The following is a 14,719-nucleotide window of genomic DNA, read 5'->3' as shown; positions in this document are numbered from 1 at the left end:
GGGCGTCATAGGCCGAACCGCCGACCAGGCCCTCGTCCGTCACGAAGCCGGCGCCAAGCTCGGCATTCATGTAGGCGATGATTTTGCGGACTTCCGCCATGGCTTCCGGGCCGATGCCGTCGCCGGGAAGGATGAAAAGCTTACGAGCCATTTCGGCACTCCTGTGATTTCAGTCTGATTTAAGCGGCATGGCCGCGTTGGGGTTCGTTGAGAGTTTTGCCCGGCTATGAGGCCGCGGCGCCATGTTCAAAGCCTGGCAGCGGTCGAGCGCCCTCGATTTGCGCGATGCGTTCCCTGAGCGTGTTGGATATGGCGTGCGAAGCCGAGGACACGGCGATCTCGAGGTTCGCCTTGCCTCCATCCACCTCTATGGCGAGCTTGGAAACGCTGACGCCGAGTCGGCGAACGATGTCGAGCAGGCGGGACACGATGTTTTCCAGGTCGCCGCTTTCGATGGTGTAGCGCATCGTGTCGCTCATCATGCGACCTTCGGCCAAGGCCGCTGCTCGGGGCGCATGGTTTCAAAGGCGTGTGCGAGACGCAGCACACCGATGTCGTCGAAGGACTGGCCGATGATCTGCAGACCGATCGGCAGGCCGCCCGAAGTATAGCCATAGTTGATCGAAATCGCCGGTTGCCCGCCCATGTTGGCGGCGACGGTGAAGGCAATATGCTCGAACGGTTTTTGCGGGTCGTTGATGGGCGACGCCCATTCGGCCGGATAGGACGCCGTCGGTGCGGTCGGCGAAAGGATGAAATCGAAGCCGTTAAGGGCCGCATGCAGCGCGTTGCGCATAGCCTCGATCTGGGCGAAGCCGGTATAGACTTCGCGACCGGAGAAAGTCTCGGCCGTTTTGATCCACTCGAAGATGTAGGGCAGGATCTGCGCCTGTTTTTCCGGCGAAAGGCGCGACACATCCTCCCAGCCGCGCGCGCGCCAGAAGCGGTCGAGGCCATCGATCATCTCGCGGGTGAGGAACGGGCCGACCGGTTCGATGATCGCGCCGGCATCGGCGAAAAGCTTCGCCGCTTGGCTGATCGCCTGTTCCGTTTCCGCGGTAACCGACTGGCCAAAGCCGGCGTCGAGCCAGAGACCGATCTTCAGGCCCCTCACGTCGCAATCGAGGTCGAACCACGGGAGTTCCGCGTAAGGGAGAGCCATGGTGTCGCGGGCATCGGGCTTTGAGAGTACCGACATATAGAGCGCGGTGTCGGCGACCGTCCGGGTCATCGGTCCGGCGACGCGGCCGATGAAGGGCGGATTGATCGGGATCCGGCCGGCCGAAGGTTTCAGGCCGACAATGCCGCACCAGCCGGCCGGCAGGCGGACCGAGCCGCCGATATCAGTGCCGATGTGTAGGGGGCCATAGCCCGCGGCGGCCGCCGCTGCGGCGCCGGCGCTGGAACCACCGGGATTGGCCGAAAGATCCCACGGGTTGCGGGCAAGCTTGTGGAAGCTGGAAAGGCCGGAGGAAAGCATGCCGTAGTCGGGCATTGTGGTCTTGGCGAGCAGAATGCCGCCCGCCTCTCGGGTGCGTGCGGCCGGCGGCGCGTCAGCGGCGGCCGGTGTGAGCGTTACGGCGGCGCAGCCGAGGGGGACGGCTGTTCCCTTGGTTGCGATGTTCTCCTTGATCGTCACGGGCACGCCATCGATCGCGCCCAGAGGAGCGCCTTTCGCCCAGCGTTCTTCCGAGGCCTTTGCGGCCTTCAGCGCTTCGGCCGGGTCATAGGCCCAGAGCGCGTTCAGTTTCGGTTCCGAGGCGTCGATGCGGGCGATGACGGCCTCGGTGACATCGACGGGGGAGAGCTTTTTCGAGCGGTAGGCCTCGACAAGATCGACGGCGGAGAAATCGGCAAGTTCGGACATGGGATCAATTCCTAGGCGAAATGGCAGCGGGCGGACCAGACCGGCGTCACCGGCTTGGACTCAGGCGTTCGGGTCAGGCAGATCTCCTGCCTCATCGGACAGACGGCGGCATAGGCGCAGCCGGCTGCGGTCGTTGCGGTATGGACGGGCGTTTGCGGCGGTGCATCAGAGCGGATCCGCCTGCGACGGCCGGAAAACGGTTTCGGCACGGCAGCGACCAGCGCCTGGGTATAGGGGTGGCGCGGATTGTCGAAAACCTCGGCCGTCGGTCCCTCCTCGACGATCCGGCCGAGATGCATGACCGCGACGCGATCGGTGATGGCGCGCACCACGCCGAGATCGTGGCTGATGAAGAGATAGGAGAGGCCGAGCTTCTCCTGCAGGTCCATCATCAGGTTCAGGACCTGCGCCTGGATCGAGACGTCGAGCGCCGAAACGGGCTCGTCGGCGACGATCAGTGCCGGCCGGGTAATGAGCGCGCGGGCGATGGCGATGCGCTGGCGCTGTCCGCCGGAGAATTCGTGCGGATATTTGTCGGCAGACGCAAGCGGCAGGCCGACGGCTTCCAGCACTTCGGCGATGCGCTTGTTGCGCTCCGCCGTGCTGGTGCTACGTTCCAGCGAAACGATCGGCTCGGAGATGATCGTGCGGACCGTATGGCGCGGATCGAGCGAACCGTACGGATCCTGGAAAATCGCCTGGAAACCCTTGCGCGCTTCGCGCAGTCCGGCGCGGTCGAGCGCATAGATGTCCTTGCCGGCAATGTTGACCTCTCCCGATTGCGGCGGCTCCAGTCCCATAACCGCCCGTGCCAGCGTCGATTTGCCAGAGCCACTTTCGCCGACGATGCCGAGGCTCCGGCCGGCTGCGAGTTCGATGCTCACGCCATGCAGCACCCGCAGGCGGTTTTGCTTCGAAAAGATCGAAGGGCGCGGCAGATCGTATTCACGCACGAGATCAGTGGTTTTGAGAATAACCTCACTCACGGTGCCACCATCCTTTCGCGCGGATGAAAGCAGGCGGCGCGATGCTCGACATTTTCATCGGTGTTGATCAGATCCAGCGCCGGGATCGCCCGCCGGCAATCCGGCTGAACGTAGGCGCAGCGCTCGGCGAAGGAACAGTGGGGCGGCCGACCGAAAGGATCCGGAACGATGCCGGGGATAGCGTTCAGTCGCGGACGTCCTTCGCTCGCATGGCGTGGCGCAAGGGCTGCGCCATGCGGCGAGGCGGCAAAGAGGCCACGGGCATAGGGATGGGCCATGCGCGCGAAGACGTCGTCGGTCCGCCCGGTTTCGATGATGCGGCCGGCATACATGACCGCGATGCGGTCGGTCATCTCGGAGACGACGCCGAGATCGTGGGTGATCAGCATCAGCGCGGTGCCGGTGTCTTCGATCAGCTCGTCCAAGAGGTCGAGGATCTGCGCCTGCACGGTGACGTCGAGCGCGGTCGTCGGCTCGTCGGCGATCAAGAGGTCCGGTTCGCAGGCGATCGCCATGGCGATCATCACGCGCTGCCGCTGGCCACCGGAGAGCTGGTGCGGATAGAGATCCAGATCGAAGCGCGGCGCCGGCAGGCCAACCCGGTCGAGTAGCGCGCGGGCCCGCTTTTCAGCATCGGCCCTGGTTTCGCCGAGGTGAAGCCGCCGTCCCTCGGCAATCTGCGCGCCGATCGATTTCACCGGGTTCAGCGCCGTCATCGGCTCCTGGAAGATCATCGCCATGCGCCGGCCGCGATAGCCGCAATAGTCGGCTTCCGGCAGTCCCGCAAGATTGCGGCCGTCGAAGGAAAGTTCGCCCCGCACGCGCATGCGTTGCGGCAGCAGGCCCATGACGGCAAGCGCGGTCATGGACTTGCCGCTGCCGGATTCGCCGACGATGCCGAGGCGCTCGCCACGTTTGAGCTCGAGATCGATGTCGCAGACGATATCGACCTGGCTCGTGCCCGCCGTGAGTTCGACCGACATGCCGGTCATTCTAAGCAAGGATTTGGTCATCGTTGCCGCCTCACGCGCGGGTCGAGAATGTCGCGCAGGCCATCGCCCAAAAGGTTGAGGCCGAGCACGGCAAAGGTGATCGCCAGCCCCGGGAAGATCGCGAGCCAGGGCGCCTGGTAGATGAAGGTCTGGGCGTCGTTCAGCATCTTGCCCCAGCTCGGCATCGGCGGCTGCGTGCCGAGGCCGACATAGGAGAGGCCCGCTTCGGCGACGATCGCCAAGGCGAACTGGATCGTCACCTGGACGAGCAGCACGTGGTTGATGTTGGGCAGGATGTGCAAAAGGGTGATCGCCACGTCGCCGCGGCCGGCACAACGCGCCGCTTGCACATATTCGCGCTTCCAGAGCCCCATCGAGGCGCCGCGGGTGACGCGGGCAAAGACCGGGATATTGAAGATGCCGATCGCGATCATCGCATTTGTTGCACCGGGGCCGAAGATGGCGGTGATGATAACGGCGGTCAGAAGCGCCGGAAACGCGAAAGCAAGGTCGCTCATGCGCATGACGAGGCCATCGACAAAGCCGCCGCGTGCGGCAGCCCAGGCGCCGAGCGGCACGCCGATGCCGGCGCCGACGAGAACCGCGACGATCGAAACGCTGATCGAGTTGCGGGCGCCGACCATGATCATCGACAGGATGTCGCGGCCGAAATTGTCGGTGCCGAACCAATGGGCAAGACTCGGCCCCTGCAGCTTGTCGCGGAAGTTCATCGCGGTCGGCGAATAGGGCGTCCAGACATAGGAGACGATCGCCATTGCCAGGAGGATGACGGTGACGGTGGCGCCGATCGTCAGGCTTCTGCTGCCGATGAGCTTGGAGACGATGCCGGGTTCAGAGGCGACTGCGGGACTGGACATCAGTGGCCTCCTCGCGACAGCCGCGGATCCAGATAGCCGTAAACCAGATCGACGAGGAAATTGATGGTGATGACGGATGCTGCGAGCAGCGTCACCAGCGTCTGCACCGTCACCAGGTCGCGCTGGGCGATCGCCTGGAAGACCAGGCGGCCGATACCCGGCAGGTTGAAGACGTTCTCGATGATGATGGTGCCGGCAAGCAGGAAGGAAAACTGCAGGCCGATGATCGTGACGACAGGGATCAGCGCGTTCGGAACCGCATGCTTCCACAGCGCGCCGGACCGGCTGAGCCCCTTGGCGCGAGCGGTGCGGATGAAATCCTCGCCGAGCGTCTCTATGACGGCCGAGCGCGTGACACGTCCGAGAATGGCGGCAAGCGGCAGGCCGAGCGCGAATGCCGGCAGGATGAGCGAATGCAGGCCGTTCCAGATGCCGCCTTCCCAACCGGCAAAGCCGGAGGCCGGGAACCAGGCCAGCTTCAGCGCGAAAAGCAGGATGAAGAGCAGCGCCAGCCAGAAATTCGGAATGGCGACGCCAACCTGGGCGATGCCCATGACCACCGTGTCTGCGGCCTTGCCGCGATTGGCGGCGGCATAGACGCCGATGGCGATGGCAACGACCACGGAGATCGCCATCGAGAGCAAAGCCAGCGGCAGCGTTACCAGGATGCGCGGACCGAGCAACTCGCGGATCGGCACGGAATAGGTGAGGCTCATGCCGAAATCGCCGACAACGAAGCCGCCGATCCAGTGGAGGTAGCGGATCCAGATCGGCTGATCGAGGCCCAGTTGTCTGTGCAGCGCCGCAATCGCGTCCGGGTCCGCGTTCATGCCAAGCATCAGCACCGCCGGGTCTCCGGGCAATACCTGCATCAGCAGAAAGACGATGACCGAGGCGACCAATGTCGTCAAAACCAGCGACACGAGGCGACCGCCAATGAAGGAAATCACATCAACCTCCCGGAAAGAGCGAGCGTTGACCGGCGCCGGGTGCGGCGGTCAACGGCAGATCTGCAACCGCCCTTCCCGACGAGGAGGGCGGCATGCCGAAGCGGGGTGCGGTTTTCCGCCCGCATCCCGCTCATGGAAAGTCGATCAGTTTTCCCAATAGGTCTGGGTCTGATCGTCGGCCGGTACCGGCATGTTCTTCCAGAGCCCCTTTACCTTCTTGTTCCAGACGCCGATCTTTGGCAGCGCATAGAGGAAGACGTTCGGTTCGTCGGCTGCCAGCTTGCGCTGGAGCTGGCCGATGAGGTCCATCTGCTCGGCTTCGGTGGAGGCGAGCGTGTAGGACTTGTAGAGCGCCTTGTATTCCGGGTTCTGGTAGTTGAAGTAGTATTTGTCGCGGGCATAGATATCGAGGTCGCGGGCCTCGGCATGGGCGATGATCGTCGCGTCGAAGTCCGAGTTCTTGAACACCTGATCCAGCCATTGCGCGAACTCGATCGGGACGAGGTTCACCTTGACGCCGACTTCGCTGAGCATGGCCGCGATGATCTCGCCACCGCGGCGGGCATAGGCCGGCGGCGGCAGCATGATGGTGATCTCGAGACCCTGGACGCCCGCTTCCTGCAACAGTTGCTGCGCCTTGCCGGGGTCATAGGGATAGGTCTCGTTCAGATCGACATAACCCGGTTCGACCGGCGAATAGTGCGAGCCGATCGTCGTGCCGAAGCCGGAGTAGGTGCCTTCGACCAGCGCCTTGCGGTCGATTGCATAAGCCAGCGCCTGACGGACACGCACGTCGTCGAACGGCTTCCTTGCATTGTTGAGGGCGAGGACCACCTTGCCAGAGGTACTGCCGACCTCGACCTGAAGGTTCGGATCGCTCTGGAACTGGCTGACGAGTTCGGCCGCCTGGAACATTGGGAAGGCATCGACATTGCCGGCGAGAACGGCAGCCGCGGCAGCGGAAGGATCGCTGATGAACTTGAAGGTCACTTCGCTGAGCTTGGCGGGTTCGCCCCAGTAGTCGGCGTTCTTTTCGAGTACGACCTTGTCGCCCTTTGCCCATTCCTTGAACTTGAACGGACCGGTGCCGACAGGCTTGGTCTTGTTGGCGGCGGCCGATGACGGCGCAATCATCACCGCGTCGCCCCAGGCCATGTTAAAGAGGAAATTCGACGCCGGGCGCTTCAGCGTCACGACGGCGGTGGCCGGATCCGGGCATTCGGTCTTTTCGATCGGCTCGAACAGGCCCTTCTGCGCATTGGTGGAGTCCGCCGCAACTGCGCGCTCATAGGAGAACTTCACGACCGAGCAGTCGAACGCCGTGCCGTCATGGAACTTGACGCCCTGGCGAAGCTTGAAGCTGTAAGTCTTCTGGTCGTCGGAGACCGTCCAGCTTTCGGCAAGCAGTGGCTTTACCGTGCCATCTTCCACCACGCGCACCAGGCCCTCGAAGAGGTTGCCGTAGGTGATGTAGCGGATCGGTGCTGCGGCACCGGCGGTCGGGTCGAGGCCCGGCGGCTCCAGCACCTGGCCGACGGTGATCGTGTCCTTGGCCATCGCCGCCGTCGTCAGCGACGCGGCGATCAAGCACGAGGCAAGTGCCCATTTCGTCAAGTTCATCATGGTTCCCCCGCTTTGCGGTTTCGTTGTATATGGTCCCAGTTACTTAGATCGAGCGTCCGCCGTCCACATCCAGTGCGACGCCGGTGATCATCGAGGCCTGCGGCGAGGCGACAAAGGCAGCGGCCTCTGCGAGATCCTCGGGCTTCAGCAGGCGTCCGAGCGGAATGGAATCGCGGAACTTCTTGCGGATTTCCTCGGTGTCTTCTCCCATGAAGGTCGAAAGCAACGGCGTCTCGCCGGCGACCGGATTGAGCGCCACCACGCGGATATTGAACGGCGCAAGTTCGATCGCCAGCGCCTTGGTGGCAGAGACCACCCAGCCCTTGGTCGCATTGTACCAGGCCAGATTCGGCCGCGGCCGGTTGGCGCCCGTCGATGCGATGTTGACGATGACGCCGGCCTTATTCGCCTTCATGTGCGGCAGCAGCGCCCGGGTCATCAGGTAGACGCCGCGTACATTGACGCCGAGGATGCGATCGAATTCATCAGGCTCGACCAGTTCGGCGTTCTGCGGCTTGTGGCCGATGCCGGCATTGTTGATCAGGATATCGACGCGGCCGAACGTCTCGATACCGACCGCAACGGCGGCTTCGACATCGGCCTGCTTGGCGATATCGGCAACGACGGCAATCGCATCGTCGCCGAGTTCCTTGGCAACGCGCTCGGCGCCGACGGCATCGCGGTCGACGACGATGACCTTGGCACCGCCTGCGACGAAGCGTTTCGCAATGCCCTCGCCGAAGCCCGAACCCGCGCCGGTGATGAGAGCGACTTTACCTTCTAATGACACGTGTTCCTCCAGGGGCAAACTTGGATCAGAGATGAGAGCCGGACGTGGACGGAAAACGCCCACGGTTCCTGGCTCTAGCCGTGGTAGACAGAAATAGTTTTCATGCTGGCAAAGCCGTAGAGGGCCTCGAAACCCTTTTCGCGACCATGGCCCGATTTCTTCACGCCGCCGAAGGGCAGCTCGACGCCGCCGCCCGCGCCATAATTGTTGACGAACACCTGGCCTGCGTGCACGGCGTGCGCCATGCGCAACTGCCGTCCGCCGTCATTGGTCCAGACGCCGCAGACGAGGCCGTAGGCGGTGCCGTTGGCAAGGCGGGTTGCCTCCTCTTCGCCGTCGAAGGGCATGATCACCTGCACCGGTCCGAAGATCTCTTCCTGCACCGTGCGGTGTTCGTGCGGCACGTCGCGCAGAAGCGTAGGGGCGACATAGGCGCCCTCGGTGGGTGCGTCAGCGACGATCTCGCCTTGAGCCGCGATCTTCAGGCCATCCTTTGCAGCGTCGGCAAGGAAGCCCTCGACGATCGCCTTCTGCCGCTGCGAGACGACCGGACCGACCGAGAAATCGGCGCCAGCCGGGCCGACCTTGAGCGCACGATATCTCTCGCTCATGCGCGCGACCACCTCCTCGTAGACCAACCGCTCAACGAGAATGCGCGACGAGGCCGAGCAGGTCTGGCCGGCGTTCTGAATGCCGGCATTGACGAGGAAAGGAATGGCGCGGTCGAGATCGGCATCGGCAAAGACGATCTGCGCCGACTTGCCGCCGAGTTCCAGCGTCACCGGCACCGCATTCTTCGCGGCCGCCGCCTGCACCATCTCGCCGGTGCGGACCGAACCGGTGAACGATATGTGGTTGACGTCAGGATGTTCGGAAAGGGCTGCACCGGCCTCCGCGCCGAAGCCGGTGACGATGTTCAGCGCGCCCGAGGGCAGGCCCTCTTCTTCGGCGATGCGGGCAAATTCCAGAATGGTGAGGCAGGCTTCTTCCGCCGGCTTGACCACCGCCGCATTGCCCATCGCAAGGGCGGCACCCAGGCTACGGCCGAGGATCTGCATCGGGTAGTTCCAGGGGATGATATGGCCGGTGACCCCGTGCGGTTCATAGACCGTCAAGACGGTGAAGCCGTTCTGGTAGGGGATCGTGTCGCCATGCACCTTGTCGGCGGCGCCGCCATAGAATTCGAGGTAGCGGGCGAGCGCCACGACGTCGGCGCGCGCCTGCGTCAGCGGTTTGCCGACGTCGCGCGCCTCGAGCTCCGTCAGCAGCTCAATGTTGCGCAGCACTGCCGCCGAAATCCGGCTCAGCACCCGCCCGCGCTCCGTGGGCGTCATGCGCCCCCAGTCGCCGGAAAGCGCCGCGCGTGCAGACCGCACAGCGAGATCGATGTCCTCCCGGGTGCCCCGGGCAATGCGCGCGAATTCCTGGCCGTTGGAAGGGTCTCTTACGGCGATAAACTCTCCGCCGGCTGCATCCTGCCATTTGTTCGCGATGAAATTGCCGTAGGTCTTCACGATCATGCCTCTTTGTCAGTCGCGCGCTCCTCGAGGAGCGCTTTCAATCTCGTTGCGGTCGCGTGGATATGCGCGCGCGCCAGCTTCTCGGCTTCGTCGAGGTTCCGTGCCGCGATCGCCTCGACGATCAGCCCGTGTTCGGCAACGGCCGCGCTGGCGCGTTCGCTCGAAAGCGAAAAGGCCGGCGCAAAGACCTGCGAGGTCATGCGCAGAAGCGGACCGAGCGGTGCCAGCGACGCATTGCGTGAGGCGGCGACGATCGCCTCGTGAAAAAGGACATTGGATTGGGTGTAGGCCCCGGGATCCCAATTCTCGACGATCTGGCGCTGTCGCTCGACCTGCTTTGCGAGATCCTTGATTTCGGCCGATGTCGCGCGCTCCGCGGCGTTGCGCGCCGCGACACCGTCCATTGCCTCGCGGACAGCATAGGCGTCGAGAAGTTTCGGCAGGTCGGCAGTCGCGACCCTGACGCCGCTGCCCGGCTTGTTGACCACGAGCCCGTCGCGCTCCAGCACCCGCAGGGCTTCGCGCAGCGGCGTTCGGCTGATGCCGAATTCGGCAGCGATCCGCTCCTGGCGGAGCGTCGCTCCGGGGGCGTAGACACCGGCATAGATGCGTTCGCGAAGCGCCTGCGCCACTTCGTCGAGTAGGCGCGATTGGCTTCGCCATTCGAAGGACTGGTTCATCGATCCCTCCCAAGACCGGGGCAAATTGTATCCAGGATACAGATCGTGTCAATCCGTCGATGAAACGTAAGTGGCTGGGGTGTTCAATCCGCGAGGCCCGCGACCCCGGCCACGGTCAATCCCGACAACGCCGACGCGTTGACGAGTCGCGCGTCGCGGCTTCTATTAGGAATAGCTGTGGTGGGAGGCTGGCCGTGCAGATGCTTGATTGGATTGCGATTATCCTGTTCCTCGCGACCTGGGTGGGATTGGAGCCGATGATGGCACTTGGCTGGCCACGCCGAACGGACAGCCTGATGCTGGACATGGTGCGTATCCGGCAGGCCTGGATGCGCGAGGTCCTGACGCGGGACACCAATTTCATCGGCGATGCGGCCATCCTTGGCCACACGATCAATTCGGCCTCGTTCTTCGGTTCGGCCAATCTCATCGTCATTGTTGCCATGAGCAGTGCGCTTTTCATCCAGCCGACGATCGGCCTTCAGGCGGGGATCATCGCGATGTTCGCGCCAATCGAGCCGCTATGGCTGTTTCAATGCAAGGTGCTGCTCGTCATGGCGACACTGCTGCGAGGGCTTTCCGAGTTCATCTGGGCTGTGCGGCAGATCAACTATTGTCTGGCGGCGATCGGAGCCAGCCCGTCGCGGGATGAAGTGCGAGACATCACTGCCTGGACCCACGCCCTGTCGCTGATGATCAATCCGGCGCTTCGCTCCTTCAGCCAGGGCGTTCGCTCGTACTACTTCACAGTTGCCGCGGCTCTCTGGTTCCTGGGCCCGGTCGCGTTTCTCGTCGGCATCGTCGGCTCGGTAGGACTTCTCGTCTGGAGACACAGCTGGTCGGATACGGCCAAGGGCGTGATGGAAGTGCGTAAGCTGCTCGACGAGAGCAATCCACCTGCCGGCGTGCCACAGCCAACCACAGCGATCAGTTCTCCGGCCGCGGATAGCTGAGGACGAACCGCAGTGAGGACCTGCGAATTCGGTATGTTCCGCTGTCCAAGGCGTAGCGGCTACTTTTGGCTGGATGGGTTGGAATTCGCCGACAAGGCAACCATCTAGAGATGACCAAGGTTTGAAAAAGGCGGCGCCTATGTCCGACAATCAGATCAAGATTCCCGGCCCCGATCATCCGATCAGTATCGATCGAAACACGGCGCGCGTCGTCGTCATGCTCGATGGACGCATCATTGCCGACACCCGCGACGCATTGACGCTGCGCGAGGCATCCTACCCGCCGGTTCAATACATTCCGCGTGAGGATGTCGACATGTCCTTGCTTCAGCGCACGGATCATGCGTCGCATTGCCCTTACAAAGGCGAAGCCTCCTATTACAGCATCCCGCTCGGCGGCGAGCGGTCGAGGAATGCCGTTTGGACCTACGAAAACCCGCATGCGGCGGTGGCCGAAATCAAGGGCCGCCTGGCCTTCTATCCGGAACGGGTGGATATGATCGGGGAATTGTAGTTAGTCACCTTGCCCGTCCGCCTCATGGGTTGCCGAGGCGTCATGGCACGATCGTCGTTCTTGAGGCCGGCCATTACTCAGTCCGAACACGGAACGTCTCGCGCACGGCCTTCAGGAATTGCGCCACTTTCGGCAGATCGCCCAGTTGCTGATGATAGAGGTAGTAAAGGGTCGTGGGCGGCCCTGACCATTCGGCGAGAACCGGAACCAGCCGCCCCGTGGCGACCCCGTCGGCGGCGAGCGCATCACTGAGCAGACCGATACCGAGGCCCTCGGCAATCAGGCGCTCCCCAATGGCGGGATCGTCGACCACGATGGATGGTGGGCGCTCCAATGTGAAGTGCCGGCTGCCATCCGACAGCAGCCAGTGGGCGAGTTCCCGCCGCATGCGCGTCCGATGCGCCACCAGGGCGACTTCCATGAGGTCTTCGGGTGACGACAGGGTCAGGCCGCTGGAGTAGGCCGGGGCGGCGTAGAGGCGCTGCGCGATCGTTCCGATTTTCCGGTAGATCATCTCGCTGTCGACCGGCTCGCCCATCCTCAGCGCCACGTCGACGCTTTCGCCGATCAGGTCGACATTGTGATGCGTCGTCTGCAGGTCGACCTGAACGTCGGGGCAGAGATCTGCGTAGCGCTTGAGGATCGGCGGCAGGTAAGTGCGCGCGAAGGCCACCGACGTTGCGACCCGCAGCCGCCCGCGGGCCGTTCCGTCGGCGGGGCGGAAACCGGCAATGCCGCGATCGATCAACTCCACTGCTCCGCCAATCGACTCCAGCAGCTGCTTGCCGGCTTCGGTCAGGGAGACGCGGCGCGTCGAGCGCAACAACAATGCGACGCCGAGCGCAGTCTCTAGCTCCAGCAGGCGTCGGCTGACCGTGCTCGGTGGAAGGTGCAGGCGAAGTGCTGCGGCGGAAAAACTCTCGGTGCGGGCGACCTCGAGGAAGATCCTGAGGCTATTGAGATCGGGAGACTGGGGGGATTTCATGCGTTTCCGGAACAATCACTTCCATGATCGAAGGATAATCGACGAAGGGTTGGATTGATAGCTTCATCGCATCCAATCGAAGGAGCAGATCATGACCACCCGCAGACAAGCTTTGGGTCTTCTTGCCGCCACCGCCCTGTTGCCGCTCGCGCCGCGCCTGGTCTTTTCCGCCGCGCCGTTCTCGACCGTTGCCAATGCCGGTTTCTACCGCTTCCGCTTCGGAAAATATGAAGTCACTGCGCTGTCGGACGGCACGCTGGCGCTGCCTATGGCGGCGATCTATCAGAACGAACCGGTGGACGACCTGCAGCGCAAGCTCGACGACAACTTTCTCGGCAAGGAGCCGCATCTGTCGATCAATGCCTATCTGATGAACGACGGCGAACGCCTGGTGCTTATCGACGCGGGGTCGGGTGCGCTGCTCGGCGCTGCTGCCGGCAAGCTCCTTCGCCACCTGGCGGCCTCCGGCTACGGAGCCGATCAGGTCGACGCCGTGATCCTGACGCATGTGCACGCCGATCATTCGGGCGGCCTTACCGCCGATGGCAAGCCGCAATATCCGAATGCCGAGATCCATCTCGCCGATCGCGAATATCGGTTCTGGATCGAGCGCGAAGGCGTGACGTCGGTGACCGAGGCACAGAAGACCGACTTTCAGCGTGCCCACGATGCTCTCGCCCCCTATATAGCCGCCGGAAAGGTGAAGCGTTTCGCCGACAACGCCGACGTTTTGTCGAACATCGGTTCGATCCTCAGGGCCGGGCATACGCCCGGACATTCATCGATCGTGTTGAAATCCGATGACGGTCAGCGCCTCGTCTTCTGGGGTGACGTGATCCACGGCGACCACATCCAGTTCGATGCACCCGACGTCTTCGTTAGCTTCGACGTCGACGGCGCTGCGGCGATCGCGACCCGCGCCGTAGCACTTGCAGATGCGGCGGATGGCCGTTACCTCGTCGCCGGCGCGCACCTGCCGTTTCCAGGCATCGGTCACGTGGCCAGGGACGAAACGCTCTATCGCTTCATTCCCTGGAATTACGTCGAGTAGCGCGCGCTCTTGCCGTGCCTGAGGCGACGAGATCACCTCGAAACGAACGGTTTCCCTCACGCGGCGAAACTGCGGAGGGAGGCCGGTTCGCTTTAAGGCTCGATATCCAGCTCGCGATAGCGACGGAAGATGCCGTCCTCGTTGAAGGCCAGCCGTCGCGGCGAAGCGAGATAGGCGCCAAGCCTTGGCCTTGCCTTGACCGAGGCATGCAGCTTCAAGAGGTTGGGGTACAGGTGCTCATAGTGCCGCATCGCCCTGGGAAAGGCATATCGCAATCCTTCGATCACCTGGAACAGCGAGAGATCGACATAGCTAGCGGCGCTGCCAACGGCGTGACCGCCGCCCTCAGGGTTCTGCGCAAGAACGCGCTCGAAATAGCCGAGAAACTTCGGGATGCGGTTCGCGACGAATTCGGACGCGCGGGCTTTTGCCTCTTCCTTCTGGTCTTCGTAGTATTTTGACGTTGCGATCGGGTGGTGTGTGTCATGCACTTCGGCGACGAAATCGGTGATGGTGAGCTGCAGGCCGTTGGCGTACCAGCGCAGCGTCTCCTCCTCTGGTGCAAGGCCGAGCTTGGGACCGAGGTAGAGGAGGATGTTCGCCACATGCGAAATGATCTGGTCGCCATCCCTTAGGAACGGTGGCGCGAAAGGGATGTGTGCCGCGGTGGTGCTTCCCATGAGCTTCATCATCTCGCCGGTGCCGCGATCAGCGATGCGCGTGACATCGACGTAAGCGGCGCCGGCATCTTCGAGCGCCAGTCGTACGAATTCGCCACGGCCCTGGATGCCGTTCCAGTAGTACAATTCATAAGTCATAGAAGCCTCTGTGGTTCTTGGCATCCGTTTGATATAGGCCATCGGCGGTAGGCGGCGAGGGTAGCGCAGCAATTGCGGCGCGCACGCTGTCGAACGGGCCGTGCCGCAATGC

16 protein-coding genes are annotated in these 14,719 nt (G+C 63.3%); 3 read left to right on the top strand and 13 right to left on the bottom strand.

What is annotated here, in order from left to right; translation table 11 throughout:
- The 11 genes from ACQ5BM_RS19090 to ACQ5BM_RS19040 form a co-directional block, all read right to left on the bottom strand.
- The coding region (locus ACQ5BM_RS19090; RefSeq protein ID WP_244519065.1) for an isocitrate/isopropylmalate family dehydrogenase at positions 1 to 151 on the bottom strand (151 nt) is incomplete at its 3' end.
- 73 nt (positions 152 to 224) lie between these two features.
- Positions 225 to 479 (bottom strand): hypothetical protein, encoded by a 255-nt coding sequence (locus tag ACQ5BM_RS19085; RefSeq protein ID WP_429814440.1) that lies wholly within the window; start codon positions 477 to 479, stop codon positions 225 to 227.
- Complete coding sequence (locus tag ACQ5BM_RS19080; RefSeq protein WP_429814437.1) at positions 479 to 1,867, bottom strand: amidase; 1,389 nt, start codon at positions 1,865 to 1,867, stop codon at positions 479 to 481. Before ACQ5BM_RS19080 ends, ACQ5BM_RS19085 begins: the two co-directional genes overlap by 1 nt.
- An 11-nt stretch (positions 1,868 to 1,878) precedes the next feature.
- A complete protein-coding gene (locus ACQ5BM_RS19075) occupies positions 1,879 to 2,853 on the bottom strand; it encodes an ABC transporter ATP-binding protein (protein WP_429814434.1) in 975 nt (324 codons plus the stop codon).
- Positions 2,850 to 3,866 (bottom strand): ABC transporter ATP-binding protein, encoded by a 1,017-nt coding sequence (locus ACQ5BM_RS19070; RefSeq protein ID WP_429814432.1) that lies wholly within the window; start codon positions 3,864 to 3,866, stop codon positions 2,850 to 2,852. Before ACQ5BM_RS19070 ends, ACQ5BM_RS19075 begins: the two co-directional genes overlap by 4 nt.
- A complete protein-coding gene (locus ACQ5BM_RS19065; RefSeq protein ID WP_429814429.1) occupies positions 3,863 to 4,723 on the bottom strand; it encodes an ABC transporter permease in 861 nt (286 codons plus the stop codon). Before ACQ5BM_RS19065 ends, ACQ5BM_RS19070 begins: the two co-directional genes overlap by 4 nt.
- Positions 4,723 to 5,673: an ABC transporter permease gene (locus ACQ5BM_RS19060; protein WP_429814426.1), complete on the bottom strand. Its 951-nt coding sequence runs from the start codon at positions 5,671 to 5,673 to the stop codon at positions 4,723 to 4,725. The genes ACQ5BM_RS19065 and ACQ5BM_RS19060 overlap by 1 nt, the downstream gene beginning before the upstream one ends.
- A gap of 144 nt (positions 5,674 to 5,817) precedes the next feature.
- Complete coding sequence (locus ACQ5BM_RS19055) at positions 5,818 to 7,296, bottom strand: ABC transporter substrate-binding protein (protein WP_429814423.1); 1,479 nt, start codon at positions 7,294 to 7,296, stop codon at positions 5,818 to 5,820.
- A gap of 43 nt (positions 7,297 to 7,339) precedes the next feature.
- A complete protein-coding gene (locus tag ACQ5BM_RS19050; RefSeq protein ID WP_429814421.1) occupies positions 7,340 to 8,086 on the bottom strand; it encodes a glucose 1-dehydrogenase in 747 nt (248 codons plus the stop codon).
- A 74-nt stretch (positions 8,087 to 8,160) separates the two neighbouring features.
- Positions 8,161 to 9,606 carry an aldehyde dehydrogenase family protein gene (locus ACQ5BM_RS19045; protein WP_429814419.1) on the bottom strand — a complete coding sequence of 482 codons (1,446 nt, stop codon included), beginning with the start codon at positions 9,604 to 9,606 and terminating at the stop codon, positions 8,161 to 8,163.
- The gene (locus tag ACQ5BM_RS19040) at positions 9,603 to 10,286 is read right to left on the bottom strand and encodes a GntR family transcriptional regulator (RefSeq protein ID WP_429814417.1); all 684 of its coding nucleotides are present in this window, start codon (positions 10,284 to 10,286) and stop codon (positions 9,603 to 9,605) included. Before ACQ5BM_RS19040 ends, ACQ5BM_RS19045 begins: the two co-directional genes overlap by 4 nt.
- 200 nt (positions 10,287 to 10,486) lie before the next feature.
- Here ACQ5BM_RS19040 and ACQ5BM_RS19035 point away from each other — a divergent pair, with 200 nt between their 5' ends.
- Positions 10,487 to 11,239, top strand: a complete 753-nt coding sequence (locus tag ACQ5BM_RS19035; protein ID WP_429814478.1) for a DUF599 domain-containing protein — start codon at positions 10,487 to 10,489, stop codon at positions 11,237 to 11,239.
- Between the two features lie 139 nt (positions 11,240 to 11,378).
- Positions 11,379 to 11,753: a DUF427 domain-containing protein gene (locus ACQ5BM_RS19030; protein ID WP_429814415.1), complete on the top strand. Its 375-nt coding sequence runs from the start codon at positions 11,379 to 11,381 to the stop codon at positions 11,751 to 11,753.
- 73 nt (positions 11,754 to 11,826) lie between these two features.
- On the opposite strand, the gene ACQ5BM_RS19025 is transcribed toward ACQ5BM_RS19030, so the two are convergent.
- Positions 11,827 to 12,738: a LysR family transcriptional regulator gene (locus ACQ5BM_RS19025; RefSeq protein ID WP_429814412.1), complete on the bottom strand. Its 912-nt coding sequence runs from the start codon at positions 12,736 to 12,738 to the stop codon at positions 11,827 to 11,829.
- A gap of 91 nt (positions 12,739 to 12,829) precedes the next feature.
- Between ACQ5BM_RS19025 and ACQ5BM_RS19020 the strand changes: the two genes are divergently transcribed.
- Positions 12,830 to 13,789 carry an MBL fold metallo-hydrolase gene (locus ACQ5BM_RS19020; RefSeq protein ID WP_429814410.1) on the top strand — a complete coding sequence of 320 codons (960 nt, stop codon included), beginning with the start codon at positions 12,830 to 12,832 and terminating at the stop codon, positions 13,787 to 13,789.
- 92 nt (positions 13,790 to 13,881) lie between these two features.
- On the opposite strand, the gene ACQ5BM_RS19015 is transcribed toward ACQ5BM_RS19020, so the two are convergent.
- Complete coding sequence (locus ACQ5BM_RS19015; protein WP_429814407.1) at positions 13,882 to 14,607, bottom strand: glutathione S-transferase; 726 nt, start codon at positions 14,605 to 14,607, stop codon at positions 13,882 to 13,884.
- Positions 14,608 to 14,719: the final 112 nt, after the last annotated feature.

Source organism: Ensifer sp. B1-9 (assembly GCF_050474445.1).
Taxonomy (GTDB): Bacteria; Pseudomonadota; Alphaproteobacteria; order Rhizobiales; family Rhizobiaceae; genus Ensifer.
This window is presented reverse-complemented; position numbering and strand designations above follow the sequence as displayed.